This window comes from Cutibacterium sp. 37298, from assembly GCF_023838685.1.
GTDB classification, from domain to species: domain Bacteria; phylum Actinomycetota; class Actinomycetes; order Propionibacteriales; family Propionibacteriaceae; genus Cutibacterium; species Cutibacterium acnes.
Window position 1 is genome coordinate 434,036 of sequence record NZ_JAJNRJ010000002.1, and the last position, 26,506, is coordinate 460,541.

At 60.0% G+C, this 26,506-nt stretch carries 21 protein-coding genes and 2 pseudogenes; 9 read left to right on the forward strand and 14 right to left on the reverse strand.

The features are described 5' to 3' along the window. The first annotated feature begins 11 nt into the window (after nucleotides 1–11). Nucleotides 12–818: a fructosamine kinase family protein gene (locus LRP59_RS06510; RefSeq protein ID WP_002513713.1), complete on the forward strand. Its 807-nt coding sequence runs from the start codon at nucleotides 12–14 to the stop codon at nucleotides 816–818. A gap of 381 nt (nucleotides 819–1,199) precedes the next feature. Here the strand turns inward: LRP59_RS06510 and pyrE are convergent, their stop codons facing one another. The 10 genes from pyrE to mgrA all read right to left on the reverse strand — a co-directional run bounded on the left by pyrE (nucleotide 1,200) and on the right by mgrA (nucleotide 12,631). After that, nucleotides 1,200–1,850: an orotate phosphoribosyltransferase gene (gene pyrE / locus LRP59_RS06515; RefSeq protein WP_002513714.1), complete on the reverse strand. Its 651-nt coding sequence runs from the start codon at nucleotides 1,848–1,850 to the stop codon at nucleotides 1,200–1,202. A gap of 27 nt (nucleotides 1,851–1,877) precedes the next feature. Continuing rightward, entirely contained in the window at nucleotides 1,878–2,588 is a 711-nt protein-coding gene (pyrF, locus tag LRP59_RS06520; RefSeq protein ID WP_002513715.1) for an orotidine-5'-phosphate decarboxylase, read from the reverse strand. 25 nt (nucleotides 2,589–2,613) lie between these two features. After that, nucleotides 2,614–3,537, reverse strand: a complete 924-nt coding sequence (locus LRP59_RS06525; RefSeq protein ID WP_002513716.1) for a dihydroorotate dehydrogenase — start codon at nucleotides 3,535–3,537, stop codon at nucleotides 2,614–2,616. Beyond that, entirely contained in the window at nucleotides 3,534–4,328 is a 795-nt protein-coding gene (locus LRP59_RS06530; protein ID WP_002513717.1) for a dihydroorotate dehydrogenase electron transfer subunit, read from the reverse strand. The genes LRP59_RS06525 and LRP59_RS06530 overlap by 4 nt, the downstream gene beginning before the upstream one ends. Beyond that, nucleotides 4,328–7,534, reverse strand: a complete 3,207-nt coding sequence (gene carB, locus LRP59_RS06535; RefSeq protein WP_002513718.1) for a carbamoyl-phosphate synthase large subunit — start codon at nucleotides 7,532–7,534, stop codon at nucleotides 4,328–4,330. Before carB ends, LRP59_RS06530 begins: the two co-directional genes overlap by 1 nt. Next, entirely contained in the window at nucleotides 7,534–8,622 is a 1,089-nt protein-coding gene (locus LRP59_RS06540; RefSeq protein ID WP_002513719.1) for a carbamoyl phosphate synthase small subunit, read from the reverse strand. Before LRP59_RS06540 ends, carB begins: the two co-directional genes overlap by 1 nt. Continuing rightward, complete coding sequence (locus LRP59_RS06545; protein ID WP_002513720.1) at nucleotides 8,619–9,956, reverse strand: dihydroorotase; 1,338 nt, start codon at nucleotides 9,954–9,956, stop codon at nucleotides 8,619–8,621. Before LRP59_RS06545 ends, LRP59_RS06540 begins: the two co-directional genes overlap by 4 nt. Further along, on the reverse strand, nucleotides 9,953–10,897 hold the full coding sequence (locus LRP59_RS06550) for an aspartate carbamoyltransferase catalytic subunit (protein ID WP_002513721.1): 945 nt from the start codon (nucleotides 10,895–10,897) through the stop codon (nucleotides 9,953–9,955). Before LRP59_RS06550 ends, LRP59_RS06545 begins: the two co-directional genes overlap by 4 nt. Then, nucleotides 10,894–11,469 carry a bifunctional pyr operon transcriptional regulator/uracil phosphoribosyltransferase PyrR gene (pyrR, locus tag LRP59_RS06555; protein WP_002513722.1) on the reverse strand — a complete coding sequence of 192 codons (576 nt, stop codon included), beginning with the start codon at nucleotides 11,467–11,469 and terminating at the stop codon, nucleotides 10,894–10,896. Before pyrR ends, LRP59_RS06550 begins: the two co-directional genes overlap by 4 nt. Nucleotides 11,470–11,620: 151 nt before the next feature. Further along, nucleotides 11,621–12,631 carry an L-glyceraldehyde 3-phosphate reductase gene (mgrA, locus tag LRP59_RS06560; protein ID WP_002532134.1) on the reverse strand — a complete coding sequence of 337 codons (1,011 nt, stop codon included), beginning with the start codon at nucleotides 12,629–12,631 and terminating at the stop codon, nucleotides 11,621–11,623. 44 nt (nucleotides 12,632–12,675) lie between these two features. On the opposite strand from mgrA, the gene LRP59_RS06565 reads away from it, so the two are divergent. From LRP59_RS06565 to LRP59_RS06575, 3 genes are all read left to right on the forward strand, one after another. Next, a complete protein-coding gene (locus tag LRP59_RS06565; protein ID WP_002513724.1) occupies nucleotides 12,676–13,257 on the forward strand; it encodes an isochorismatase family protein in 582 nt (193 codons plus the stop codon). 99 nt (nucleotides 13,258–13,356) lie between these two features. Beyond that, nucleotides 13,357–13,848, forward strand: a complete 492-nt coding sequence (locus LRP59_RS06570; RefSeq protein WP_252236831.1) for a glycoside hydrolase family 3 N-terminal domain-containing protein — start codon at nucleotides 13,357–13,359, stop codon at nucleotides 13,846–13,848. Beyond that, a complete protein-coding gene (locus LRP59_RS06575; protein ID WP_097920930.1) occupies nucleotides 13,779–15,593 on the forward strand; it encodes a glycoside hydrolase family 3 C-terminal domain-containing protein in 1,815 nt (604 codons plus the stop codon). Before LRP59_RS06570 ends, LRP59_RS06575 begins: the two co-directional genes overlap by 70 nt. Before the next feature lie 104 nt (nucleotides 15,594–15,697). On the opposite strand, the gene LRP59_RS06580 is transcribed toward LRP59_RS06575, so the two are convergent. The 3 genes and pseudogenes from LRP59_RS06580 to aceE all read right to left on the reverse strand — a co-directional run bounded on the left by LRP59_RS06580 (nucleotide 15,698) and on the right by aceE (nucleotide 20,074). Next, entirely contained in the window at nucleotides 15,698–16,153 is a 456-nt protein-coding gene (locus tag LRP59_RS06580; protein ID WP_002521710.1) for a DUF3052 domain-containing protein, read from the reverse strand. A 65-nt stretch (nucleotides 16,154–16,218) separates the two neighbouring features. After that, nucleotides 16,219–16,996 (reverse strand): annotated as a pseudogene (locus tag LRP59_RS06585) (endo-beta-N-acetylglucosaminidase H). Between the two features lie 291 nt (nucleotides 16,997–17,287). Next, the gene (gene aceE / locus LRP59_RS06590) at nucleotides 17,288–20,074 is read right to left on the reverse strand and encodes a pyruvate dehydrogenase (acetyl-transferring), homodimeric type (protein WP_002513731.1); all 2,787 of its coding nucleotides are present in this window, start codon (nucleotides 20,072–20,074) and stop codon (nucleotides 17,288–17,290) included. A 337-nt stretch (nucleotides 20,075–20,411) separates the two neighbouring features. Here aceE and LRP59_RS06595 point away from each other — a divergent pair, with 337 nt between their 5' ends. Continuing rightward, the gene (locus LRP59_RS06595) at nucleotides 20,412–21,533 is read left to right on the forward strand and encodes a CdaR family transcriptional regulator (RefSeq protein WP_002525627.1); all 1,122 of its coding nucleotides are present in this window, start codon (nucleotides 20,412–20,414) and stop codon (nucleotides 21,531–21,533) included. Between the two features lie 21 nt (nucleotides 21,534–21,554). On the opposite strand, the gene LRP59_RS06600 is transcribed toward LRP59_RS06595, so the two are convergent. Then, complete coding sequence (locus tag LRP59_RS06600) at nucleotides 21,555–23,000, reverse strand: sugar porter family MFS transporter (protein WP_002513734.1); 1,446 nt, start codon at nucleotides 22,998–23,000, stop codon at nucleotides 21,555–21,557. A 162-nt stretch (nucleotides 23,001–23,162) separates the two neighbouring features. Between LRP59_RS06600 and LRP59_RS06605 the strand changes: the two are divergent. The 4 genes and pseudogenes from LRP59_RS06605 to LRP59_RS06620 all read left to right on the forward strand — a co-directional run bounded on the left by LRP59_RS06605 (nucleotide 23,163) and on the right by LRP59_RS06620 (nucleotide 26,500). Next, nucleotides 23,163–23,533, forward strand: a pseudogene (locus LRP59_RS06605) (NifB/NifX family molybdenum-iron cluster-binding protein). After that, a complete protein-coding gene (locus tag LRP59_RS06610) occupies nucleotides 23,530–24,444 on the forward strand; it encodes a 2-dehydropantoate 2-reductase (protein WP_002513736.1) in 915 nt (304 codons plus the stop codon). Before LRP59_RS06605 ends, LRP59_RS06610 begins: the two are co-directional and overlap by 4 nt. A 188-nt stretch (nucleotides 24,445–24,632) precedes the next feature. Continuing rightward, entirely contained in the window at nucleotides 24,633–25,505 is an 873-nt protein-coding gene (locus LRP59_RS06615; protein ID WP_002533088.1) for an ACP S-malonyltransferase, read from the forward strand. Beyond that, nucleotides 25,502–26,500, forward strand: coding sequence for a beta-ketoacyl-ACP synthase III (locus LRP59_RS06620; protein ID WP_002513738.1), 999 nt, complete (start codon nucleotides 25,502–25,504; stop codon nucleotides 26,498–26,500). The genes LRP59_RS06615 and LRP59_RS06620 overlap by 4 nt, the downstream gene beginning before the upstream one ends. The last annotated feature ends 6 nt before the right edge of the window (nucleotides 26,501–26,506 follow it).

Here is a 26,506-nt window from a genome sequence, read left to right on the forward strand (position 1 = left end):
CGAGACTCCTGATGGACGAGGTGGTTTCGGCTGCATCCTACGCGTCTACCGTGGGATCCATGACCTTCCGCAAGACCGACCACCACAAGAACGCCATTGACTACGAGGTCGCCGGACTAATGTGGCTCGCCGCTGCCCGGCCAGATGGGGCCGGCATCGTCGAGGTGCTCGACCACGGCAAGGGATGGCTCACCGAACCCGAATTGTCCACTGTGCATCCCACCCGCGAGGCAGCCGAGGACTTTGGCCGCCGACTGGCTCACACCCACGCAGCCGGGGCCTCACACCTGGGGGCTGCACCTGACGGGTTTGTTCCCGACGATGGGTATATCGGCCGTGCTCCCCTGCCCCTGCCGTCCGAACCAATCTCCTCCTGGGGAGAGTTTTACGCTCAGTACCGCATCGAACCATATATGGACAGTCTCGACGCTGACGCTCGCGCGCTCATGTCCAAGTTCGTCGACCGACTGGCAAGCGGGGCGCTTGATCACGATGAGCCGGCGTTAGTCACCTGCCCTGCAGCTCGCACCCACGGGGACATGTGGGCTGGCAACCTCATGTGGACCCCCGACGGTGTCGTCCTCATTGACCCTGCCGCTCAGGGTGGTCACGCCGAAGAAGATCTCGCGGCCCTGTCGGTATTCGGTGCCCCATTCGCCGAGCGAATCCGGGCCGCCTACAACGAGGAATCGCCGCTGGCTGACGGTTGGGAGGACCGAATCGGGCTGCACCAACTCCATATGCTCATTGTGCACTGCTGGCTCTTCGGCGGCGGATACGTCGACCAAACCGTCGCGATCGCCCGGCAATGGGTGTGATCCCGTTCCGTGGTCACGCACCTCTCACCGTGGTCTCATAGCGAACGGACCGGGCCACCACCAAGGTTCCATGTGGTCGGCGCATGACCACAACTGCTCGACGTGCAGGGCAAAAACGCCACTGCCACCCAACCAGCTAGTGTGTCCGACACCTCTGACACCCGAACAGTTCGGCCGACCCGATAGCCGCGAACCGCCTCTGTGATCAGCGTTTGGTGGCGGCTTTCAGGGCCAGGGCCGGAACACGCTGCACGTCGTCGATGGCAAGGGCCCTGCCCGGCACCTGCTCCAGGAATCCACGCGGATTCGCCAACGAGATCGCGAGGATTCGCCACCCGGAGACGAGATTCCGTCAGCGGGTCAAGAACGCCAGCGGGCTCATCAGTGCGCGTCCGACCAGGCTTGTGGATCCGACGACCACGTCGCCAAAGTCGCCTGCTGCTCGGATGTGATCCGCCCAGACTCGGCAGCCACCTCGATCAGAGTCGGGTAATTCGACAGGGTGTACAGCGGCACTCCCGCTTTCTCGAAGGCGCGGTGTCCCTTCTCCAGCTCGTAGGAGAAGAGAGCGAGGACGCCAACTACCGTCGATCCCTCACGCTCTACCGCCTGGGCAGCTTTGAGCACCGAGCCACCTGTGGAGATGAGGTCCTCGACCATGATGACCTTCGAATGAGCTGGAATACGCCCTTCAATCTGGTTGCCTCGCCCATGATCCTTTGGAGCAGAGCGCACATAGGCCATGGGTGCGCCAAGCCGATCGGCGGCAAGAGCAGCATGGGCAATGCCGGCAGTAGCAGTGCCTGCCACGACGTCGACCTGATGGAAATTGGTGCGAACAAGTGAAGCCAGCCCATCAGCAATGAGATCGCGAGTCTGCGGATCCGAAAGGGTCACCCGATTGTCGCAGTAGATGGGCGAGTGTAGCCCGGATGCCCAAGTGAACGGGGCATCCGGGGACAGCGACACGGCCTCGATGGCTAGCAGGCGCTCAGCAAACTCGCGGGCGATCTCGTTATTGCTCACGGTCATTGTGATTTCCTCCAGGTCGTGTTGTCGTCAGGCCTTACGTCCGGCATTCCAGTCATCGCGAATAGCGTGATAAGCAGCTACCGGGTCGTCAGCTTTGGTAATGGGCCGCCCGACCACGATCGCCGAAGACCCCATCGAGGCGGCGTTGCTTGGAGTGGCGACCCTGGACTGATCCCCTATTGCGGACCCTGCCGGACGAATTCCCGGCGTGACGCGCAGGAAGTTTGGACCGGTTACCGAGGCGATATCGGCGGCCTCGTGAGCCGAACAGACGACTCCGGCCAGTCCAGCAGCCTGGGCGAGCTTGGCGTAGTTGCGCACCGACTCGACAAGCGGCACATCCACTAGCTGCTCAGTTTTCACCGCCTCCGGGGAGGTGGAGGTGAGTTGAGTAATGGCGATGACACGAGTGGTCTCGGCGGCATCTCCCAGGCCCTCAAGCGAAGCTTCCATCATGCTCCTACCACCGGCTGCATGGACGGTGAGTAGGTCCGCGCCCAGCTTGGAGAGGCTCGAAGCGGCGCCCTTGACGGTATTGGGAATGTCGTGAAGCTTGAGGTCACAGAAGACGTTGTGCCCGGCCTCCTTGAGGCTGGTCACCACGCTAGGCCCCGCTGCGTAAAACAACTCCATGCCGACTTTGACGAAAAGGTTCTCCCCGTCGAATCGACCTACGAAGTCAAGAGCTGCCTCGGCGCTGGGAAGATCGAGAGCGATGATCGGGCGGGTGATATCCATATGAACTCCTTGAGTGGTGGTCGGATCAACGAGACTGCCTAACCTGAGTCCGAAGGTCCTCAAGGCTGGCAATGCCTAGGTCATCCATGAGCGGCTCAAGACCGTTAATGATCTTGGGACAGGCCAACGGATCAGTGAAGTTAGCGGTTCCGACGCCAACTGCCGAAGCCCCAGCTATCATGAGTTCGAGGGCGTCGGCACTTGTCACCACGCCGCCCATACCGATGACGGGGATGTCGACGACCCGGGTAACGGCGTCAATCATCCTCACCGCGATAGGCAGAACGGCTGGTCCAGACAGACCACCGGTGGCGTTAGCAATAACAGGCGTACGTCGTGCCAGGTTGATCCTCATCCCGGTGAGAGTGTTGATGAGGGTTAGACCGTTAGCACCGGCATCGGCGGTCGCACGCGCGATCTCGGTAATGTCGGTGACATTGGGCGACAACTTGACGTAGACGGGCACACTAGCGGCTGCGACGACGGCCTGCGTCAGGTCATGGGCTGCGGTCGCATTAGTGCCGAAAGTAATTCCACCGCGCTTGACGTTGGGACAAGAGATGTTAATCTCCACAGCGGCCACATTGGGGGCCGTCGAGATTACCTCGCAGACCCTGACGTAGTCCTCGGTGGTGTAACCGGCGACGTTTGCGATGATGGGCAGGTCCGGGAAGTGCTCAGCCAACCACGGCAGCTTCTCGGCCATGACGACGTCGAGGCCAGGATTTTGCAGGCCGATGGCGTTGAGCATGCCTCCTGGGGTTTCAGCCACCCGAATAACCGGATTGCCACGGCGAGGCTCGAGGGTGGTCGCCTTGACCATGATCGACCCAAGCACCGACAGGTCGTAGTACTCCGCGTACTCGGCGCCAAAACCAAAACACCCGCTGGCGGGCATGATCGGGTTCTTAAGGTTCAGGCCCGGAAGGGACACGGCCAATCTAGTCACAGCAGAACCTCCTCGGCCGCGAGCACGGGACCGTCGAAGCACACCCGAAACTGGTGATCGGGATCTCGGGCATCACCGACGACGCAGGCGTAGCACGCGCCTACACCGCAAGCCATTCTCTCCTCCAGAGATAGCTGGGTACGCACGGTCGGCGCCAGTACAGACTTCACCCATCTCAGCATGGGGAGAGGCCCGCAGGCCTGCACGAGATCGGGGACAAAACGACGAGCCTCGTCAGTCTCGGCAATCTGAGCGACAGTTCCTTTCGTCCCGACCGACCCGTCGCCAGTGGAGACGAGAACCTCACCGAGCTGGCCGAAGCGCTCAGCCCAAAAGATGTCGTTTCGATCACGGAATCCCAGCCGGAACTGCACCTCGACGCCACGTTCAACAAGTCGCCGTCCCAACAAGTACAGCGGCGGGATCCCAACTCCTCCACCAATAAGCAGGGCCCGTCCCCCGGGCTGAACCGCGTCAACGTCGTACCCATGACCGAGCGGACCCAAGACGTCTACCTCTGCTCCGATCGGCTTTACCGAGAGCGCGTCGGTCCCCTTCCCTACCACCCGAAAGATAAGGGTGTATCCCTCGTCATCGGCGTCCGCGATAGACAATGGCCGGCGCAGCACGTGCCCACCACCGAGCAACAGATCAAGAAAAGTCCCTGGTACAACGTGTGGCACAGGTTCATGAGGGATGAGTCGCACCGAATATATTCCGGTGGCAATCTCGTGACGGTCGGCAAGTCGCATCATCTGTGGGCCACAACGAAACCCAGTCGTCTTTGTCATCAGATCGACTCCGTCGAGAAGACCCGCGATTCCATGACCCGGCAAATCGCCGCAGCGGTATCCAGTGAGGTGAAAAGTGGGATGCCACGGGCGATGGCTTCGCGGCGAATCTGTTTACCGTCGATGATGGTGTCCTGGCCGTTGCCCATGACATTGATGACGGCGTCGCAGCCGTTGCGGCTAATGAGGTCGAGGACGGATTCCGTCGATCCAGCCTCCCCTGACCCAATCTTCTCAGCAACATCGATGCTTAAACCGCCCTCGTCAAAGAAGCGAGCAGTACCCATCGTTCCCACGAGCTGGAACCCAATCCGATCGAAGCGACGAGCCAGCTGAAGTGCCTCTGGCTTGGCGTCATCGGCCACTGTGATGAGGATCTTGCCATATTCGGGAACATGTAGGTTCGCTGCCTCGAACACCTTGTACAGCGCCTTTTCGACGGTGTCGTCGGATCCCATGACCTCACCGGTCGACTTCATCTCCGGGCCAAGGTGGGAATCAACGAGATCGAGTTTCGAGAAACTGAATACCGGGGACTTGACGTGGATGCGCCTCGAGAACGGCAATAGGCCAGGATGCAATCCCAAGTCGGCGAGGGTCTCGCCGAGGATGATTCGGGTGGCTACCTCAGCCATCGACACCCCAGTTACCTTCGATAGGAAGGGCACGGTACGCGAGGCTCTCGGGTTAGCCTCAATGACGTAGACCGTCTCCTCACCGGTCGCCGGATCATCGGCAACGACAAACTGGATGTTGAGAATACCCTTAGTCTTAAGGCCTTTAGCCAGCTTCGTCGTCACCTCAATAATCCGGTCGGCAACCTGCTGGCTCATCCGCTGCGGCGGGTAGACGGCCATCGAGTCACCGGAGTGCACACCTGCGCGCTCGATGTGCTCCATGATGCCGGGGATCAGGACGTCAGTACCGTCACAGATCGCGTCGACCTCACACTCCAGACCATTGAGGTAGCGATCCACCAACACCGGCTTGTCGGGGCTGGCGTGCACAGCATCACGCATGTACCGCTTAAGTTCCTCAGCACTCGTGACGATGGCCATGGCACGCCCACCGATGACGTATGAGGGGCGCACCAGTACCGGATAACCGAGTTCCTCAGCAACTGCAAATGCCTCTTCGGAAGACCGTGCTGTGCCACCTGGGGCTTGCGGAATACCCAATTCGGCGAGCAGAGACTCGAATCCTTCCCGGTCCTCAGCACGGTCAAGATCGGCCACCTGGGTTCCTAAGATCGGCACCCCGGCCGCCGAGAGCGGTCCGGCCAAGTTAATCGCCGTCTGACCACCGAACTGGACGATGACACCGTCGGGCTGCTCGAGGTCGATGACGTTCATGACGTCCTCAAAGGTCAACGGCTCGAAATACAGCTTGTCGGAGATGGAGAAGTCGGTAGACACCGTTTCCGGATTCGAGTTCATGATGATGGCCTCGTACCCGGCAGCCTGGATGGCCTTGACGGAGTGGACGGTGGCGTAGTCGAACTCGATCCCCTGGCCAATACGGATCGGCCCAGAACCCAAGACGAGAATGCTGGGACGCTGCGACTTTTTCGACTCGTTCTCCATTTCGTAGGTCGAGTAGAAATATGGGGTTGAGGATTCGAACTCACCGGCACAGGTATCGACCATCTTGTACACCGGCACAATCCCGTTATCGACCCGATGAACCCGCACCTCGTCAGGGGTTTTGCCCCAAATCCGTGCGATGGCCGGGTCGGAGAAACCATTGCGCTTGGCAATCCACAGCGCCTCCGGATCCTCGGGACAGGCTCGCAGTCTCTCCTCGATGTCAAGGATGTGGGCGATCTTGTCGAGGAAGAACACGTCAATTCTGGTCTGTTCGTGCAGCTCTTGCACCGTGCGTCCGCGTCGGATCGCCTCAGTCAAGCAAAACAGACGGTCGTCGCGAGCATGCAGCAACCGCTCTTCAAGGATATCGTCAGGTAGATCGGCGACCTCACGCAGAGCTAAGTGGTCGACGCCGATCTCTAGAGAACGCACCGCCTTGAGCAGGGACTCCTCGATGGTACGTCCCAAGGCCATGACCTCACCAGTCGCCTTCATCTGGGTGCCTAGACGACGATCAGCCCGAGCGAACTTGTCGAAGGGCCAGCGTGGGATCTTGGCGACAACGTAGTCAAGCATGGGCTCGAACATCGACCACGTCGTCCCGGTGACGGGGTTGCGGATCTCGTCAAGGGTCAATCCGACGGCGATCTTGGCGGCAATCTTGGCGATCGGGTAGCCAGTGGCCTTTGAGGCCAGGGCTGAGGAGCGCGAAACTCGTGGGTTGACCTCGATGACGTAATACTGGAAGGAATTCGGATCGAGAGCGAGCTGGACGTTACAGCCGCCCTCGATCCCAAGCACCCGAGCGATCTCAATCGACGCATCGCGCAGCATCTCGTGTTCGACGTCGGTGAGGGTTTGGGTAGGAGCAAAAACGATGGAGTCGCCGGTGTGGACCCCGACCGGGTCAAAGTTCTCCATGGTGCAGACCACCATGGTATTGTCAGCGCCATCGCGCATCATCTCGTACTCAATCTCCTTGTACCCAGCGATCGACTGCTCAACCAGGCACTCGGAGACCGGGGACAGCTCTAGTCCCTTCCCGACGATACGTACGAGTTCGGCCTCATCGCAGCACATACCACCGCCAGTGCCACCGAGGGTGTATGCGGGACGGACGATGAGCGGGTACCCGATGGTGTTCCCAACCTTGACCGCCTCATCAACGGTGTGAACGACCTCGGAGGCCGGAACCGGCTGACCAAGCTCATCCATGAGCTGCTTGAAAAGATCACGGTCTTCGGCCTTCTCGATGGCCGAGAGCTTGGTGCCGAGCAACTCGATGCCAAGCTCATCAAGTATACCGGACGTAGCCAGCTCAGTGGCCATATTGAGGCCAGTCTGACCCCCCAGGGTGGGGACGATGGCGTCGGGGCGCTCCCGCCGCAAAATTGAAGAGACGAATTCGAGGGTGATCGGCTCGATGTAGACCTTGTCGGCGACGTCACGGTCGGTCATGATCGTGGCGGGATTAGAGTTGACGAGGATGACCTCGTACCCCTCCTCCTTGAGTGCCAGACAGGCCTGAGTACCGGCATAGTCGAACTCGGCAGCCTGACCGATGAGGATCGGCCCGGACCCGATGACGAGAATGCGGTGCAGGTCGGTACGGCGGGGCATCAGTTCTGGCCTCCAGTGTGATCGGCGTCCATGAGAGCGACAAAGTCGTCGAAGACGTGAGCGGCATCGTGAGGTCCAGCGGCGGCGTCGGGGTGGTACTGCACCGAAAAAGAACCGAGTCGGGTATGACGCACACCCATGACGGTCTCGTCATTAATCTCGATGTGGGTCACTTCCAACTCAGTGCCGGCCACCGATTCGGGATCGACGGCGTAGCCATGGTTCTGGCTGGTGAAGTCGATCCGACCGGTCGACAGCTCGCGGACGGGGTGGTTGAAGCCGCGATGGCCGAAACGCAGCTTATAGGTATCGGCACCGTTAGCCAGAGCAAAGATCTGGTGGCCCATGCAAATACCGAAGACCGGGTACTCTTCCTGCAGTTCTCGCACCACATCCTGTACCCCCGGGATGGACTTCGGGTCCCCGGGGCCGTTAGAAAGCATGATGCCGTCGGGCGCCAGGGCCCGCACCCGATCGGCTGAGATGTTCCACGGCACAACGGTCACGGCACAACCTCGCCTGCTCAGCTCCCGCAAGATGGAGTGCTTAAGACCGAAGTCGAAGAGCACCACACTGCGCCCGCCCAAGGGTGACGGGTAGGCAGTGCGGGTGGACACCTGGGCGATCTGGTCGGTAGGCAAGTGGATGTTTCGCAACTTCCCCAGCTCAACGTCGAGATCAGCGTCAGGGGCCAGCAACACACCCTTCATGACTCCCGCGGTGCGCAACCGACGCACCAAAGCACGAGTATCAATCCCAGCCAGACCAGGGATGCCGTGGGTGGTGAGAAATTCGCCAAGGCTACGCCGATTGCGCCAGTTGCTAGCTAGTCGCGGCACCTCGCGGCAGATGACCCCGGCGGTCGTCGGGAATAGCGACTCCATATCATCACGGTTGATTCCGCAATTGCCAATGAGGGGGTAGGTGAAGGTGACGATTTGTCCGTTATAAGACTGGTCGGTCAAAGTTTCCTGGTAGCCGGTCATGCCGGTAGTGAAGACGACCTCGGCACTCACCTCACGATCGGCCCCGAAAGCCTCGCCCTGGTAGCTTGTCCCGTCGGCCAATAACAAGGTGCGTCTGCTCACTGCGGGTCTCCCATCTCGTGCTCGTCAGTCTTCCCTATCGGCTGGCCGCGACGGTAAACCGTCTGGCCACCGACCATCGTCAGCACGCAGTCACCGCGGACGGAACGACCAGCGAAGGGGGTGTTACGCCCCATCCCGGCTCCGTCCCCGGGAATAATCGTCATCTCGGCGCGCAAGTCGAAAGCGGCCAGGTCGGCCGGTCCTCCCACTCGCAGCCGACCGGCCTCCGGTATCCCGAAGGTCTCGGCCGGCCCGATGGTGAGCCAGTCGACAAGCTGGTCGAGTCGGAACCGCCGGTCAAGCACAAAGTTGGTGTACAGCAGGGCAAAGGTGTGCTCGTTAGTGATGACCCCAAAAGCGGCATCGCGGAAGGAACATGCCTTTTCTTCAGCCGCGTGCGGGGCGTTATCGGTGGCGATACAGGTCAAGGTCCCGTCACACAGACCCTCGACCATAGCGTTGAGGTCGTCACGGGTGCGCAGCGGCGGATTCATCTTGTAGAACCCATCATCGTCGGGGATGTCGTCGTCGGCCAGCAGCAGATGGTGCGGAGCCGCCTCACCGGTGACATTCGCGCCGTCCTCACGGCCCCGACGCAGAGTACGAATCGACTGCCGGGTCGAGGCGTGGCACAGATGGTAGTGGGCACCAGTCTCCTCGGCGATCATGACGTCGCGGGCCACCTGCACAGTCTCGGTAAGACGAGTCATGGGAGGTAGGCCGAGTTCCCTAGCCCGACGTCCGTCGTTGATCACCCCGCCCCGCACCAGGGACTCGTCCTCGGCGTGAGCAGCGATCGGACGGTCGACCGCGGCGGCTGACCGCATCGCGTCGTACATGACTCCGGCCAGCTGCACTCCCTTGCCGTCATTGGAGAAGGCCACTGCCCCGGCCCGTGTCAAGGCCTCAACGTCAACAAGGTCATTGCCCGTCAGTCCAACAGTGATGGGGGCGATGGGTAACACCCGCACCACGGCCGATTCCTCAACCCTCCGGTTGAGGTCGGCCATGAGCTCGGGGCTATGGGGGTCAGGAACAGTATTGGGCATCGCACAGATCGTCGTCCAGCCGCCTCGGGCGGCCGCCGCAGTGCCTGAGGCGATAGTCTCCTTATGTTCCTGACCCGGCTCGCGCAGATGAACGTGCAGGTCCACCATCCCGGGAGTCACCAGAGCCCCACCAAGATCGACGACCTCAGCATCGGCCCCGTCGAGGGCGTTGGACCGCCCTCGTGAAATAGCCTCGATCCGCTCATCACGGATGAGGAGCTGGGAGGGAACCGGAGTGGCTCCCACCAGCATAGTCAGCCCGGTGAGGAGGACCCGGCGGCTCATTTTGTCTCCCTGCCATGCAACACCTGTTCCAAAATAGCCATTCGCACCATAACTCCGTTCCCCATCTGCTCAAAAATACGAGACGAGGGAGCCTCTACGAGGTGACCGGAAATTTCACATCCTCGGTTTACAGGAGCCGGGTGCATGATGATCGCATGAGGCTTCATTCGCTCTGCGCGCTCGTCTGTGAGCCCAAACGTATGCAAGTAATCAGTTGCAGAGAAGTCTGGGCCAGCATCGAATCTCTCGTGCTGGACGCGTAGCATCATCGCGACGTCGACATCAGCAATGACCTCGTCGAGAGTCGCCATCGTGCCAAGTCGGGCGACGTCGTGGTCCATCCACTCACGCGGTCCAGTAAAGACAACGTTGGCCCCAAGCCTGGTGAGGATCTGAGCATCAGAACGAGCTACTCGCGAGTGCACGATATCGCCGCTGATCGCAACCGTTAGACCGTCGACATGGCCAAACTCCTCAGCGATAGTCATGAGGTCCAGCATGCACTGACTAGGGTGTTGACCAGATCCATCCCCACCATTGACGACCGACAAGCCGAGCATCCCGGTTGCGAGCAGGTAATCGTAGTAGTGGTTGGTGGAGTGACGTATGACGGCAACCTCGGCGCCAATGGCGTCGACGGTGCGCACCGAGTCGTAGAGGCTCTCCCCCTTAGTGACGCTGGAGTGGCCCGGATCGAAGTCGAGGATCTTCATGCCGAGACGGTGCTCAGCCATCTGAAAGCTGGTCATCGTTCGGGTGGAGTTCTCGAAGAACATGTTGATAGCGACGTGACCCGGCTCCACGCGCGGAGCGTCACCGGCCTTGAATTGCCGACCACGCTCGATGATCCGCATGACGTCATCACTGGACATGTCTTCGACCGACAAAAAGTGACGTCCGGTGTAGTCGGCGCCGAACTCTTCAACAACCTCGGTGCTCATCGGGAAGCCACCTTTCGAATCGTGACGGAGTCTTCGCCATCAACTTCGGTGACGTGGACGTCCACGGCCTCATCCAACGAAGTGGGGATGTTTTTACCAACGAAATCAGCGCGGACCGGAAGCTCTCGGTGGCCGCGATCAACCATGACCGCCAGCAGAATACGGTCGGGACGTCCGGTATCGACCAAGGCGTCAAGGGCCGCCCGGACGGTACGACCGGTGAACAGCACGTCGTCAACAAGCACGACGGTCTTACCAGCCAAGTTTGAAGGAACGTTATTGCCCGAAAGCACCGGGGTTTTCGGGCGCTCGCGGTGCTCATTGGGGTCGAGGTCGTCTCGATACAAGGTGATATCGAGCTCGCTGACAGGAACGTCGACATCGCCGAGGGAAGACAGCTTGGTAGCCATGCGCCGTGCAAGATACGCACCACGGGTGCGAATTCCGACGATGACCAACTGGTCGAGCCCCTCGTTGCGCTCGACGATTTCGTAACAAATTCTCGTCCGTGCCCGCTCCAAAGCCTTGGAATCGAGGACGGTCACTGGACCAGATGACTGGGTGAGTTGCATAGCAGGCTCCTACCTCTGGACACCGCAGGTGCGAGGGTAGAGCACGCCGGACGACGCGCATATACGCAATCGCCTACTGGCACGACCTTCGCGACCTCACGGGATCGCCATTAAAGGGCGTCTCTAGGAGAGTAGCACGACTCGAGACAGATCAGAGGACGTGGTCGGCCAACACCGACTCAATACGCACTCTCTCGTCGTCGGTGAACGGGGTAGTTCTAAGCGCATCGATATCCGAATCCAGTTGTGGTACCGAGGAAGCCCCCACAAGCACGCTGGTAATGCGGGGCTCACGCAGGATCCACGAGAGGGCCATCTGGGCCAACGTCTGGTCACGGTCTTTGGCAACCTCGTTGAGGGCAGCAATTGCAGCGCGGGTGGCGTCGTCGATCTGATCGGGTCGCAGCGAGACCGCTCCCATGCCAGCACGCGACTGGGCGGGAACACCCCTCAGGTATTTGTCGGTGAGGATTCCCTGAGCCAACGGAGAGAAACAGATGATGCCCATCCCCTCCTGCTCACAGGTATCGACGAGACCATCCTCAATCCATCGATCAAACATGTTGTAACGCGGCTGGTGGATGAGTAACGGGGTGCCAAGGTCACGCGCAATGGTGGCAGCACGTTCTGTCTCCTTGGGATCGTATGAGGAAATACCTGCATACAAGGCACGGCCTGATCGCACGATCCGGTCGAGAGCTCCCATTGTCTCCTCGAGCGGAGTTTCCGGATCGAACCGGTGAGAATAAAAGATGTCGACGTAGTCCAGCCCCATCCGTTTAAGAGACTGGTCACAGGAGGCGATGAGGTACTTGCGAGACCCACCCTGCCCATAAGGGCCTGGCCACATATCGTAGCCAGCCTTGGAACTAATAATGAGTTCGTCCCGGTAGGGCTTGAAATCAGTCGCCATGATGCGACCGAAATTGATCTCGGCCTGTCCATAGGGCGGACCGTAATTATTAGCGAGGTCGAAGTGGGTGATGCCGCGATCGAAAGCGCGACGCAGCACGGCACGCTGCGTAGATCCGGGGTGAAAATCTCCAAAATTGTGCCACAGCCCTAGGGAGACAGCGGGGAGTAATAAGCCGCTCGTTCCGCAACGTCGATACTCCATGGTGTCGTAACGATCCTGGGCTGCCTCATAGGTGCTCACTGCCATGGCGTCAGCGTACCTACAACCAGACGTGGTGAAAGGATGTGTCCATGACTTCGTCACACCGTGCCCTTCTCGTCGTGGACGTCCAGCCGACCTTCTGCGAGGGAGGCGCTCTGGCTGTCACGGGTGGCAATGCCTGCGCCGAGCGGATCGCGACGTATATCCCAACCCACCACAATTGTTACGACATGGTCGTCACCACTCAGGATTGGCATATTGATCCCGGTAACCATTTCTCCAACAACCCCGACTTTGTGGACTCCTGGCCGCCACATGGAGTTGTTGGCACCGACGAAGCTGAGATTCATCCGGCGATCGCTAAGATTCCTGTCGGCGCACGGGTTAAGAAAGGCCAATACGCTGCGGCCTATTCCGGTTTCGAAGGGACTACCGAGGACGGGTCAATTCTCGAGACGGTATTGCGTGATCGCGGAATCGAGGCTGTCGACATCGTCGGCTTGGCTCTGTCCCACTGCGTCAAAGACACGGCTCTAGACGCCCAGCGTCTCAGGTTCGTCACGACATGCCTGACCGACCTCAGCGAGCCGGTCAGCCCAGAGATGGGCAAGGCAGCCGTGGCGGTTATGGAAGATGCCGGAGTAACGGTCACCACTAGTTCACAGCTCTGAGCGTCACTAACGAACCTTCGTCATCCCGATACATCGCTGTCGCGAATCTGTCCTAGGTCCCGACGATAATCGGTGTCGACGTCGACGAAGGAGCCAGCTATGACCGCATCTCAGATCACCGACATCATTGGCCAACTCACCCTTGAGGAAAAAGCCTCTCTGTGCCCAGGCAGTGACGCCTGGCACCTTCAGGCGATCGAACGCCTTGGCATTTCCGGACCGATGATCACCGACGGCCTGCACGGACTGCGCAAGGTGTCAGACGGGTCACCAGCAGACATCTACAACTCTATCCCCGCCACCTGCTTCCCCACCGCCGCCGGACTGGCGTCGACCTGGAACCCCGACCTCATCGCAGAGGTTGGAGTCGCACTAGGTCAGGAGACACGAGCCGAGCGCGTAGGTGTGTTACTCGGTCCTGGTATCAACATGAAGCGTTCTCCGTTGTACGGCCGTAACTTCGAGTACTTTTCCGAGGATCCTGTCCTCACCGGGGTCATCGCGACTGAACTGGTGGCGGTATCCAGTCCCAGGGGGTCGGTGCCTCTCTTAAGCATTTCGCTGCCAATAACCAGGAGACCGACCGTTTGAGAGTCAGTGCTGACATCGACGAACGCACGCTACGCGAGATCTACCTACCTGCCTTCGAGGCGGTCGTCAAACGGGCACATCCATGGACGGTCATGTGCGCCTACAACGCCGTCAACGGTGTCTTCTCCAGCCAGAATCACTGGCTGCTGACCGAGGTGCTTCGTGACGAATGGGGCTATGACGGGATGGTGGTGTCAGATTGGGGCGCAGTCGTCGACCGAGTCGAGGGGCTGCGTGCCGGACTCGATCTCGAAATGCCCGGACCCGCCCCACGCAACGACAAGCGCATCGTGCAAGCTGTTCGTAATGGCTCCTTGGATGAGGCGATCCTCGACACGGCGGTAGCCAGAATCCTTACCCTGGTCTCGCGCGCTTCGGCAGCTGCGACTGATTCTTACAGCTGTGACATCGAAGCGCACCACCTACTAGCGCGACGGGCAGCCGCGGCCTCTGCCGTCCCTCTCAAGAACGACAGTGCCGTCCTGCCTATTACCAGCCCTGACGATGTCGTCGTCATCGGTGAGTTTGCCCGTACCTCACGCTACCAGGGAGCCGGGTCGTCGAAGGTTAATCCGACCCGCCTTGATACTGCCCTCAACGCACTACAGGAAGTGTGGGGCGACGTGCCCTTCTCTCCCGGATTTTCCCTCTCCGATCAGCCCAATCCCCAGCTTGCCGACGAGGCAGTCTCGATGGCGAAGGGACACATAGCCGTCCTGTTCTTGGGCTTACCAGACATCATGGAATCGGAGGGGTACGACCGCACTTCAACTGCCTTACCAGCGGATCAAGTCGACCTCTTGCGCCGAGTAGGGGAGGTGGCCATCCACACAGTCGTGGTGCTATCAAACGGCTCGTCGATCAGCGTCTCCGAATGGGATCACGACGCAGACGCGATCCTCGAATGCTGGTTGGGTGGACAGGCAAGCGGTAGCGGAGCCGTCGACGTCCTCACAGGCAAGGTCAATCCCTCCGGCCATCTAGCCGAGACCATCGCCGTCGAACTGTCCGACATCCCTGCTCAGCTCAACTTCCCCGGAGAATTCCAGCACGTGCACTACGGGGAGGGCAGATACATCGGCTACCGAGGTCTCGACGCCACGAATCGTCCGGTCGCCTATCCCTTCGGTCACGGCCTGAGCTACACCAACTTCGCCTACTCCAGCCTTGATCTAGCCATCTGCCCTGTCGCCAAGTCCACCGGGCAAGACACACCAGTGCTAACCGTCACCTTCACCGTCTCCAACACCGGAGACCGCGCCGGCGCTGCTGTGCCTCAGGTCTACCTGGGTTTCCCCGACGCCACCATTGACCGCTGCGTGCGCGAACTCAAAGCCTTCCGTCGTGTGGAACTGAAGCCCGGTCAGAGGCAGACGGTCACCGTCGCGCTGACCCGGCGCGACCTGTCCTACTGGGACATCCTGCTGCACTCCTGGACAGTCGAACCTGGAACTGTGCGTGTCGAGGTGGGTGCGTCCAGCCGTGATCTGCCACTCGTGGCTGATATCGCCCTCGATGCCCCGCAGGTGCATTACCCACTGCACCGCGACTCCACCGTCGCGGAATGGATGGCCAACGACGAGAACTTCGCAGCGAAAGTCCGCCACGCGACACGGAAAATAGGCATCGACCTTGACAGCGATCCGACGGTAGCGGCCTTCGTGCTTAACATGCCGGCCTACAAGATGCTGCAGATGGCTCCGATTATGACCCCAGAAGAACTGGACGAAATACTCGGCGAATGATGTGAGGACCGTGTATTGGCGGGCCTTTCCAGGTCCACCAATACGTTGGGCATGCTACACCGCCCACGGGGCTATGCCGCAGGCAGCATATGAAAGAAGACGGGTCAGCGCCGCCCGCCGCGCGGGCGCACAACTTTGTGGGCCTGCCAGTCCTTACTAACGTCGTAGCTGGTAGTCAGCACCATTCCAGCAGTGTCTGTGCCGTCAGACAGATCAGCCGGATCGATAGTGCCCGGGCGTCCCACCTTCGGGGTGACGAGAACGATGAACCCATCATCAGACAAATCACGCATAGCATCAACCAAGCCGTCGGCTACATCACCGTCATCGGCACGCAACCACAACCAGACGATATCAACGGCGTCGATCGAATCTTCAATCATGTCACCGTCGATGATGTCCATAACCTCTTGACGGAGGTCCTCGTCAACGTCATCGTCCCAACCGAGCTCCTGGACGACCTGCCCGGCCTCGAAACCGAGCTTGTCCAAATCGCTGCCGCTTCCCACGAAATCCTTCGCTTTCCCTTGCTCTGCGTGACAGGAAGTTCTCACCTTCATCAGTGTGCCAGAACATCCCGCCGACGACCACCGTGGGGCCCTTTCTTCGACGGTCACTGTCGAAGTCACCACCTTCCTTCCAAGGCCGTTGTCATGGCCTGCACGAGGGACGGGTTCGTCGACACCCGCAAGTCGTACGTCATGAAGACGCCATAACCGTCACGGATCGTTTGGCAAGCCATCGTCTGGATCATTTCGATCGACGTATGTCCCCAGTCAACTGCCGCCGCCCCCACATGACTTCGAGGCATACCCAGCACCGATGGTTCCTGATAGGTGCCGTACCACGGGTTCCACGCATAATCGAGGTCATCTGATGCATTGCCCGCGGACGAAACAGTTCGATCAACCGATGGCCCAATCGAGTACAAGGCGAGGAGTTTATGAGGCCCCAGGTGGCGTCGTAGCGCACGAACAAACCAAACAAAAGAGTCTTCATTGGGCTGACCGGTACCATTTTTGCCATATTCAGAATATTCGTCATCTAGGTCGACGCCATCAAGATGATACCTATGAACAACCCTTGCTACCTGAGCCGCGAACCGGTCAGCGTCATGCCGGGTTGGAAAGTTGGCGAATCCGGCGCCCTCATGATTGCCAAGGAGCGACAAGAGTACCTTCGTCCCACGACGCTGCAACGGACGAATCTGAGTTTCAGCAGCTCTGAGCGTTTCCATGACTCGCTCGTTCAGGTGCAGGTAAGCCGTGCACCCGTCATAGTTGATATTGGCCGCAAAAAATCATAGCCAGATCGAAGACCGGGCGGTGAACCCCTTCTCGGACGAAGGCCCCGACAGTCGCGGGATCCTCGTGATTGACCTCGATGTAGACCGCAGTGGTCACTGCCTTAGAAGTCCTACGAGGCCTTGCAAACGCGATACCTACGGGCGTCTGTGCCGTGATCAACGCCGTCGAAACTACCCCAACAGTACTAGCGAGCACGTGACGACGACTCAACCTCATGTGTCCTGCTCCTTTGATCTCCACCCCTCGCAGCACCGTTACCACGAGAGCTAATTCGGTTTAGTTTAGACGCTAAAAAGCGCTAGCAGGAGTATGGCGGAGGCAACGGACTTCAACGAAACCGGGGCAGCCCACATCATGGAATGCCCCGGTTATTCGACGATCTATCGATCAGGCGTCGCCACCAGCATTACCGGACGCCCCCGCGTTGACGTTGAGGAGGTCGTACTTCTCGGCAGCCTTGGCAGGCCAGTCCTCGGGAACCTCACCACGCTCGACAAGCATCTGGAGGGCACGCACTGTCATGGACGGTCCATCGATGTGGAAGAATCGGCGCGCTGCCGCACGGGTGTCGGAGAACCCGAATCCGTCAGCACCTAAGGAGGCATAATCCCCCGGCACCCACTGGGCGATCTGATCGGGCACCTGACGCGTGTAATCGGTGGTCGCAACGACTGGACCAGGGGCGTCGGCCAGGCATTGGGTGATATACGGGGTGCGCCTGCCCTGTTCGGGGTGTAGGAAAGTCTGTTCCTCGGCCTCCATAGCGTCACGACGTAGGTTGTTCCACGACGTCACCGACCACACGTCGGCAACAACGCCAAAGTCACCCTTAAGGAGCTGCTGAGCCTCAATGGCCCACGGCACGGCGACGCCGGAGGCCAGCAGCTGAACGCGGCGGGCATCCTCACCGACGCCCTCAAAGGAGCCCTTCGAGAGCAGGTACATGCCCTTGACGATGCCCTCGGCGTCAACGCCCTCTGGCTCAGCCGGCTGGACGATCGGCTCGTTGTACACCGTCAGGTAGTACATGACGTCTTCGGCGTTCTCGCCGTACATGTGCTCCAGACCTGCCTGAACAATGTGGGAGATCTCGTAAGAATAAGCCGGATCGTAGGAGATGACCGCTGGGTTCGTCGCAGCCAGAACCGGCGAATGGCCATCCATGTGCTGGGTGCCCTCACCGGTCAGCGTGGTGCGTCCGGCAGTGGCGCCAATAATGAATCCCTTCGTCATCTGATCACCAGCTGCCCAGAAAGAATCACCGGTACGCTGGAACCCGAACATCGAGTAGAACAGGTAGATCGGCACCATCGGTACGCCCTGAGTGGAGTATGCCGAGCCTGCGGCAATGAAAGCAGCCGCTGAACCAGCCTCATTGATGCCAGTGTGAATGATCTGCCCGTTCTTGGCCTCGCGGTAGCTGAGCATGAGCTCGTGGTCGACAGGGGTGTAGTTCTGGCCGTGAGGATTGTAGATCTTGATCGTCGGGAAGAACGAGTCCATGCCAAAGGTACGGGCCTCGTCAGGAATGATCGGGACGACGTGCGGAGCGAAATTCTTGTCGCGCATAAGGTCCTTGAGCAGACGCACGAAGGCCATCGTGGTGGCGACCTCCTGTTTGCCCGACCCACGCTTGACACCATCGAAGGCCTTCTGCGCCGGGATGGGTAGTGGCGTGTGCCTCGTACGGCGCTCCGGCACGAAACCGCCGAGAGCGCGACGACGCTCCATGAGGTACTGGATGCGCTCGTCGTCGGCTCCGGGATGGAAGTAGGGAGCACGGTAGGGGTCGGCCTCCAGCACCTTGTCCGAAATCGGAATTTCGAGACGATCGCGGAACTGCTTGAGGTCGTCAAGGGCCAGCTTCTTCATCTGGTGGGTAGCGTTGCGGCCCGCAAAGTGAGTACCAAGATCGTAACCTTTAATAGTGCAGGCAAGCACCACGGTCGGCGCTCCCTTGAACTCCGTAGCCGCCTTGTAGGCGTTGTAAATCTTGCGGTAGTCGTGACCGCCACGGCGTAACGCCCAAATCTGTTCGTCAGTCCACTTCTCGACCATCTTGGCAGTGCGCGGGTCGCGGCCAAAGAAGTGCTCGCGGACATAGGCGCCGTCGTTGGCCTTGAAGGTTTGGTAGTCGCCATCACGGGTGTTGTTCATGATATCAACGAGGGCACCGTCACGGTCTGCCTGCAGCAGCGGGTCCCAGCCAGATCCCCAAATGACCTTGATGACGTTCCAGCCAGCACCACGGAAGACAGCCTCAAGTTCCTGGACAATCTTGCCGTTGCCACGCACCGGTCCGTCTAGACGCTGCAGGTTGCAGTTGATGACGAAGGTGAGGTTGTCGAGCTCCTCGTTGGCAGCGACCTGCAGGAATCCGCGCGACTCCGGCTCGTCCATCTCACCGTCGCCAAGGAAAGCCCACACGTGCTGATCTGCGCAGTCCTTGACACCGCGATTGGTGAGGTACTTATTCATAGACGCCTGGTAAATGGAATCCATCGGGCCCAGACCCATCGACACCGTCGGGAACTGCCAGAAGTCGGGCAACATGCGAGGGTGCGGGTAAGAGGGTAGACCATGCCCGGCCTTCGACTTCTCCTGACGGAACCCATCGAGGTCGTCCTCACTGAGACGTCCCTCCAAGAACGCGCGAGCGTACATACCGGGCGCGGCGTGCCCCTGGAAGAAAACTTGGTCACCGCCGCCGGGGGCGTCCTGCCCGCGCCAGAAGTGGTTCTGACCGACCTCATAGAGGGTCACGGCAGAGGCATAGGTGGAGATATGACCGCCGACGCCAATACCGGGACGCTGCGCGCGATGCACGGTAATGGCGGAATTCCAGCGCAGCAGACGACGGATGTTCCGCTCGATCTCGGCGTCGCCGGGGTATTCTTCCTCGTCCTCGGCTGCAATGGTGTTGATGTAGTCGGTGGAGGTGAGCGCTGACAGCCCGAGACGACTGTGACTACGAGCCCGCTCCAACATCTTGAGCAGCACGATCCGGGCACGGTTCGGACCATCAGTCTCGACCATCTTGTCGAGGGACTCGATCCACTCCTGGGTCTCCTCGGGATCGACGTCAGGCAGGGTTGTCGGAAGTCCGTTGAGGACTGGTCCGCGTTCTTCGCGTGGGATCACGCCGGGTCCTTTCTCATCGACAGCGACGCACAACCGGCGACATCACCGGTGACGGTTCAAAGCGGCAGCCCGAGGGCCCGCCGTCAACATATTGTGTCGTCTTATGGAAGAAAAGTCACTCGGAAGTGCCGTAAATCGTCCCAGCGCGTCGTCCCCCGGATCTGTTCGCCATCTGCTGTCGCCCCTGTGCTTGAGGCGTCACCCCACTAGACTGACCGAAGTCTCGCCGAGGGAGGCTAGGGAGGCTTAGGTGGCCAGGAACGACATCGGGACGACGTCTACGCGTCGAATAGGTAGCGGACGTACGTCGAGTACCGGCCGTACGGTGGTGTCTTCTGACCGCACGCGCAGAGCTATCGCTAAAAGATTGATGGCCCGCACCTCAGCTATGACGACGGCCACTCTAGAGGAAATGGGTCGTCGACACTCCTGGTTCCGTGATCTGTCAGCCGAAGAAAGATCGTGGATCTCGATCGTGGCTCGCTCAGGTATTGACGGCTTCGTCCAGTGGTTTGCTGACGATGACGCCGAGCCCTACTCCCCCACCGACGTCTTCGACGTGGCGCCCCGGTCCATGACCCGCAAGATCTCCTTGCACCAGACAGTCGAGCTCGTCCGCACCACGATTGACGTCGTTGAGGCACAAATTGAGACCGAAATGCCACGCGGTGATCGCCAAGTGCTGCGCACTGCCATCGTTCACTACTCCCGCGAGGTGGCCTTCGCCGCCGCCGAGGTTTACGCGCGAGCCGCCGAACGTCGCGGTACCTGGGATGAACGTCTGGAATCCCTCGTCGTTGATGCCGTCGTGCGAGCCGACGCCGATGAACAGCTCATCTCGCGAGCTTCTACTCTCGGCTGGCGCCCGGGCATCAACCTCTGCGTCGTTGTCGGGCGGGCCCCGACGACCGAGCATGAACTCCACGTGCTGCGACGTGATGGAGAACGCATGCAGATGACGGTGCTAGCCGCCGTACAGTCCGACCGGTTAGTTGTCATTTTGGCCGGTGAGAAACTCGTTGACGACCCGGCAGCCGTAGCCGCAAGCGAAGCTCTCGCAAACCACTTCGCGCCAGGGCCAATCGTCGTCGGACCCGTCGTGGCCGATCTCACGCTGGCCCCAGCATCCGCTCGTGCCGCCCTCTCCGGAATACGTGCGGCACGAGCTTGGCCGGAAGGTCCGCAAGTCATGGCAGCCGTCGACTTACTACCCGAGCAAGTCCTCTCCGGTGATACAGATGCCATTGCGTGGCTCGTCAACGAGGTCTACAGCCCCCTCGCGACAGCCAGTGGAGACCTCATGGACACAACTGTCTCCTTCCTCGATCACGGCTGCTCAGTGGAAGGCACGGGTCGGGCGATGTTCATTCACCCCAACACCGTGCGCTACCGACTCAAACGGATCCAAGACGTCACTGGCTACTCCCCGTCGGATCCTCGAGAAGCCTATGTGCTGCGCCTAGCAATCACCTTGGGGCGGCTGAGGAGCTGACGCCATGAACCCATCTCGCACTCACCCCATCGAAGGCGAGTCAGCCTTGGGCCACCGAGCACCGTTGTTCCAGTAGTCCTGGATCTCCTCAAGCGAGCGACCGGACGTTTCCGGGGCGTACCGCAGCAGGAATAGCAGCGCAACGACGAGGAGCCCACCGTAGACCCCGAATGTTCCTGCCAGCCCGATACCGTCGAGCATCGCAGCTCCCAATTGGGCAGTGATCGCATTCGCGATCAAGTCTGCCGTAAGCACCAGGGATGCACCGAGTGAGCGGTAGCGAGCCGGGAAAATCTCACCTGCGTAAACCCATACGATGGAACCGAAACCGAAGGTAAACCCCATAGTAAAAAGGGACATCCCAACGAGACCAATAACACCGGCAACAGCACCTTCGAAACCACTCGCCAAATATGTCACGATGAGCACGATAGTCGCTACGATCATCGTAGATATTCCCGTGATAAGAACAAATCGACGCCCTACCTTATCAATAACGAGCATCGAGATGACAACACTTATCAATGAGAGGAACTGTACCAAGGATGGCACCAGATAGGTTGTCGCAGTGTCAGTAAATCCCATTCGCGAATAGATTCCAGGCGCATAATAGATTGTTGCATTAATTCCAGTGATCTGGATTGAAAATCCCAGAACGATAGCAAAGATCGTGGCACGAGCCATGCCCCCATGGAACATCTCACGCAACCGCCTCCACACAGATCCAGAGGGTCGAGAAGACAAGGAGTTGCGGATCTCATCGAGGCTCGGCTCAACCAATTCAGCAACCTCGATGCGCTCCATGGCGCGACGAGCCTCATCTTCACGCCCCTTGAGCATGTACCAGGAGGGGGTTTCCTGGGTGCGAACAAGCATCAGGAGCACAATAAATGCTGGGACGGCTGCGACACCGAGAATCCAACGCCACGTGTCCGTAGGCAGCAGGGAATAACCGACGAGGTACCCCAAGATGATTCCGACGACGCACGTCACTTGATACGCGGTTGCCAGCCCGCCCCGCCGCGATGCCGGAGCGGATTCGGCGATAAACACCGGCACGACGGTGATGGAAAGCCCGATGGTGATACCCAACAGAACCCGCATAGCAAGGAACAGTCCAGCGGACAGAGAGAGTGCTGTCAGGATAGCGAAAACAGTATATCCAGCCGCGATAACCAGCATTGACTTCTTACGTCCGATGGCATTCGCCATAGGGCCACCAAGAATGGCACCTGCTATTTGACCTACCACGGAGGCCGTGTTGATGGCGCTATAGATACCAAAGTCTCGCTGCACAAATTGCAAAGCGGCCGCGGTATTAGAAATATCATAACCATAAGTGATTCCCAGAGCTGCTGCCGTCACCGCAATGAAGACGGCCCGGCTCGTCTGGCTATTTCTCGTCGCACCAGCTGACCCGGAATCACCAGGCTTCATCTCTACGCGCGCATGACCATTCGACGCCATAAAACCGCTTTCTCTAAAACTGAATTGCAAACCTCAACCGAGCTCCTATTGCTCGGTCAAGACCCTAACGCTACAGCTCACGGCCATCACTGCGCCTCTCAGCCCACCGCATCGGGTCGCTTCCGCCACCGAACTCGCCATCGTGAGAGCTAGGCTCTCATTATGAACGTCATGATCCCCGTTCGTCCGGACGGCTCAGTGGAGCCACGATTAGGTAAGGCACCTATGGTAGCCGTCGCACAGGTTAACAACGACGGTCATATCACCGACTGGCACACCTTTCAGGTTGAGTGGGACCGCCTCCATGATGAGGGTACTGAAGGTAGCCACCACGCCCGCATCGTTCGCTTCCTGCGCGAGCACGACGTCGTAGCATGCGTCGCCACCCACGCTGGGATGGGAATGCAGCGCACCCTGGCAGCGATGAAGGTCCCGTTACTGCCGGCCACGTTGCCTCGCCTCATGCCAGGGAATCAGTGGAGCACGCCATGGTTTCGGCATATGCGGACACCAAGGGCACGGAGGAGTCATGAAAGCAGCAATCATCGGTGCCGGGGCCATCGGCGGTTTCTACGGGGCAGCCCTCGCAGATGCCGGGATGGACGTCTCCTTCATTGCCCGTGGCAAAACTCTCATCGCCATCCGTGAGCACGGCCTGCGCCTAGTCGGCAATACGGAGTTGACCCTTGATGTACCCGTCACTGACAACGCAGCCGAGATCGGCCAGGTTGACGTCGTTTTGCTATGTACCAAGACCTTTCAAGTTGCAGAGGCCGCACGCACATACCTGCCCGCGCTTATGGGCCCCCACACCCTGGTCGTAACCACCCAAAATGGCGTCATCGCGCCACACGAGCTTTCGGCGATTATTGGCCCTGAGCATGTCGCACCAGGGGTATGCCGACAGTGGGTCAAGATCGTGGAGCCAGGTCTGATTATGGACTTGGGCGGCCCTCGAATGTTCGAGGTCTCGACTATTGACGATTCCCCCAATACCCTCGTCAATGAGTTACGAGAGGCTTGCCGGAAGGGCGGTCTCACCTCTCCCGACGTGGAGAACATCACCACCACTTTGTGGGTCAAGATGTGTTCCGTCGTCCCCCAAGGAGCCTGTGGTGCAGTACTCGACGTCTCCTTAGGCGACCTCCTTGGCCCCTACCGCGATGTCTTTGCTCGGTGTATCGACGAAACTGTTCTGGTGGCCCGCGCTCACAGCGCCAGGATCGCCGACGACTTCGTCGAGAAGAACCTCACATTCCTTGCTGGACAGGATCCCGCGTCAACAACCTCCTTCCAGCGCGACATCCTTGCTGGACGCCCCAGCGAATACGCTGCTCAGGTGGGAGCTGTCCCCCGATTGGGTGACGAGGTCGGCGTCGATACCCCGATCAATGACGTCATTGCTGCCGTCCTAGGACGACGGGAAGCTCAGAATCGCGCCTGATACGACCCACACATCCTGTTTTTGGAGGATCCCCCCTGTCATTTTGTGGGGATCCCACAATGACCACCGTGGGTACTTCGTCGGTTCCCTGTCTCGCGTCCGGCCCTTCAAGGGGGCACAGTGGGGATGTGCTTGCAATTGTTGCTCCGGGCCAAGGGGCCCAGAAACCAGGATTCCTGTCGGATTGGATGTCAGACGCCACCTTCTCTGACCACCTTGCATGGCTCTCAGCGGTGGCAGATATCGATCTGGTGACCCATGGCACGACTTCTGACGAAGCAACCATCAAGGACACTGCGGTTGCCCAGCCACTGCTGGTCGCCGCCGCGCTGGCCACAGCCTGGTCAGTTGATCCCGAGATTTTCTCTCAGGCCGACCTGCTCGCCGGCCACTCTGTCGGGGAGATTGCCGCTGGCGCTGCTGCTGGGGCTTTCTCTACCGAAGCCGCCATGGTTCTTGTGCGCGAGCGCGGTCGGGCCATGGCCGAGGCCGCGTCACGCACTGCCACCTCCATGACTGCTGTCATCGGGGGCGATGCCGACGAGGTGCTGGCCGCCATTAAGGCCGCTGGGCTCACCCCAGCCAACCACAATGGCAAAGGCCAGATCGTAGCCGCAGGCACCGTCGAACAGCTCGAAGCTTTCGCGGCCGAGCCGCCGTCTCGTACCCGACTCTTCCCGTTGTCGGTCGCGGGGGCCTTCCACACGGTTCATATGGAGCCGGCGGTCGATCACCTGCGCGAAGTGGCCGCTGCCATGCCGACCACGATCCCGACGGTGGCCCTGCTGTCCAACCTTGATGGAGCCGTCGTCGCAGATGGTCGTGAATTCGCTGATCGTCTGGTCCAGCAGGTGGCCCATCCGGTGCGATGGGACCTCTGCATGGACACCATGGCTCAGCGCGGTATCACCGGACTGCTCGAGCTCACGCCCGCCGGAACACTGACAGGCATCGCCAAGCGCAACGTGAAGGGAGTGGAGTTGTTCAACCTCAACACCCCCGATCAGATCCCGGATGCCCGCGAGTTCATCACGACTCACTCCAGCAGGGAGAATGCATGACGGCCATCAAGACCCGTCCCGTCCACGGCTACTCGAAGTTCCTGTCCACCGGATCAGCTCGCGGATCGCGAGTAGTCACCAACGAGGAGATGTGCACGCTCATCGACTCCACCCCGGAGTGGATCGAACAGCGTACCGGCATTACCGAGCGGCGCTGGGCCACCAGCTCTGAGACTGTGGCGTCCATGGGCACCACGGCCGCCCGTACCGCCCTAGAGCGATCCGGACTGGAGGCATCCCAGATCGATGCCATCATCGTGGCGACCGTGTCACATCACCGTCCTTCCCCCAGCTTGGCGGCTTACATCGCCCGGGAGCTCGGCTTGGGTGATGCTGCTGCGTTTGACCTCAACGGCGCATGTGCTGGGTTTTGCTACTCAACCGCTCTGGCTGACTCGATGATCCGCACCGGATCGGCGAATTACGTCCTCGTTATCGGTGTCGAGAAGCTTTCGGAAATGACGAATCTTGACGACCGCTCCACCGCCTTCCTCTTCTCTGACGGGGCTGGTGCCGCAATCATCAGTGCCAGCGATGAGCCGGGGATCGGCCCGGTGGTGTGGGGATCTCGCTCTGATCAGCTCAAAACTATCGAGCTCGAGGATTGGCCGACGGCTAGCGCTGATCCCAACAAGATCCACCCCCTCATTCGCATGGAAGGTCGCGCGGTCTTCAAGTGGGCTATGACTGACGTCGCCAAGCGCGCCGCCGAGGCCGTCGCCGAGGCCGGAATCACCCCCGCCGACCTCGATGTCTTCATCCCCCATCAGGCTAACGACCGGATTACCGACGTCGTGTCCCGCCACCTCAAGCTGCCTGAGTCAGTGACGGTGTGTCACGACATCGCGGATATGGGAAACACCTCCGCCGCATCCGTGCCGATCGCCATTGACCGTATGCTTCAGCGTGGACAGGCCCACAGCGGGGACCTCGCCCTCATCATCGGATTCGGAGCCGGGCTGGTCTACGCCGGTCAAGTCATCCGCCTCCCCTGAACCCCA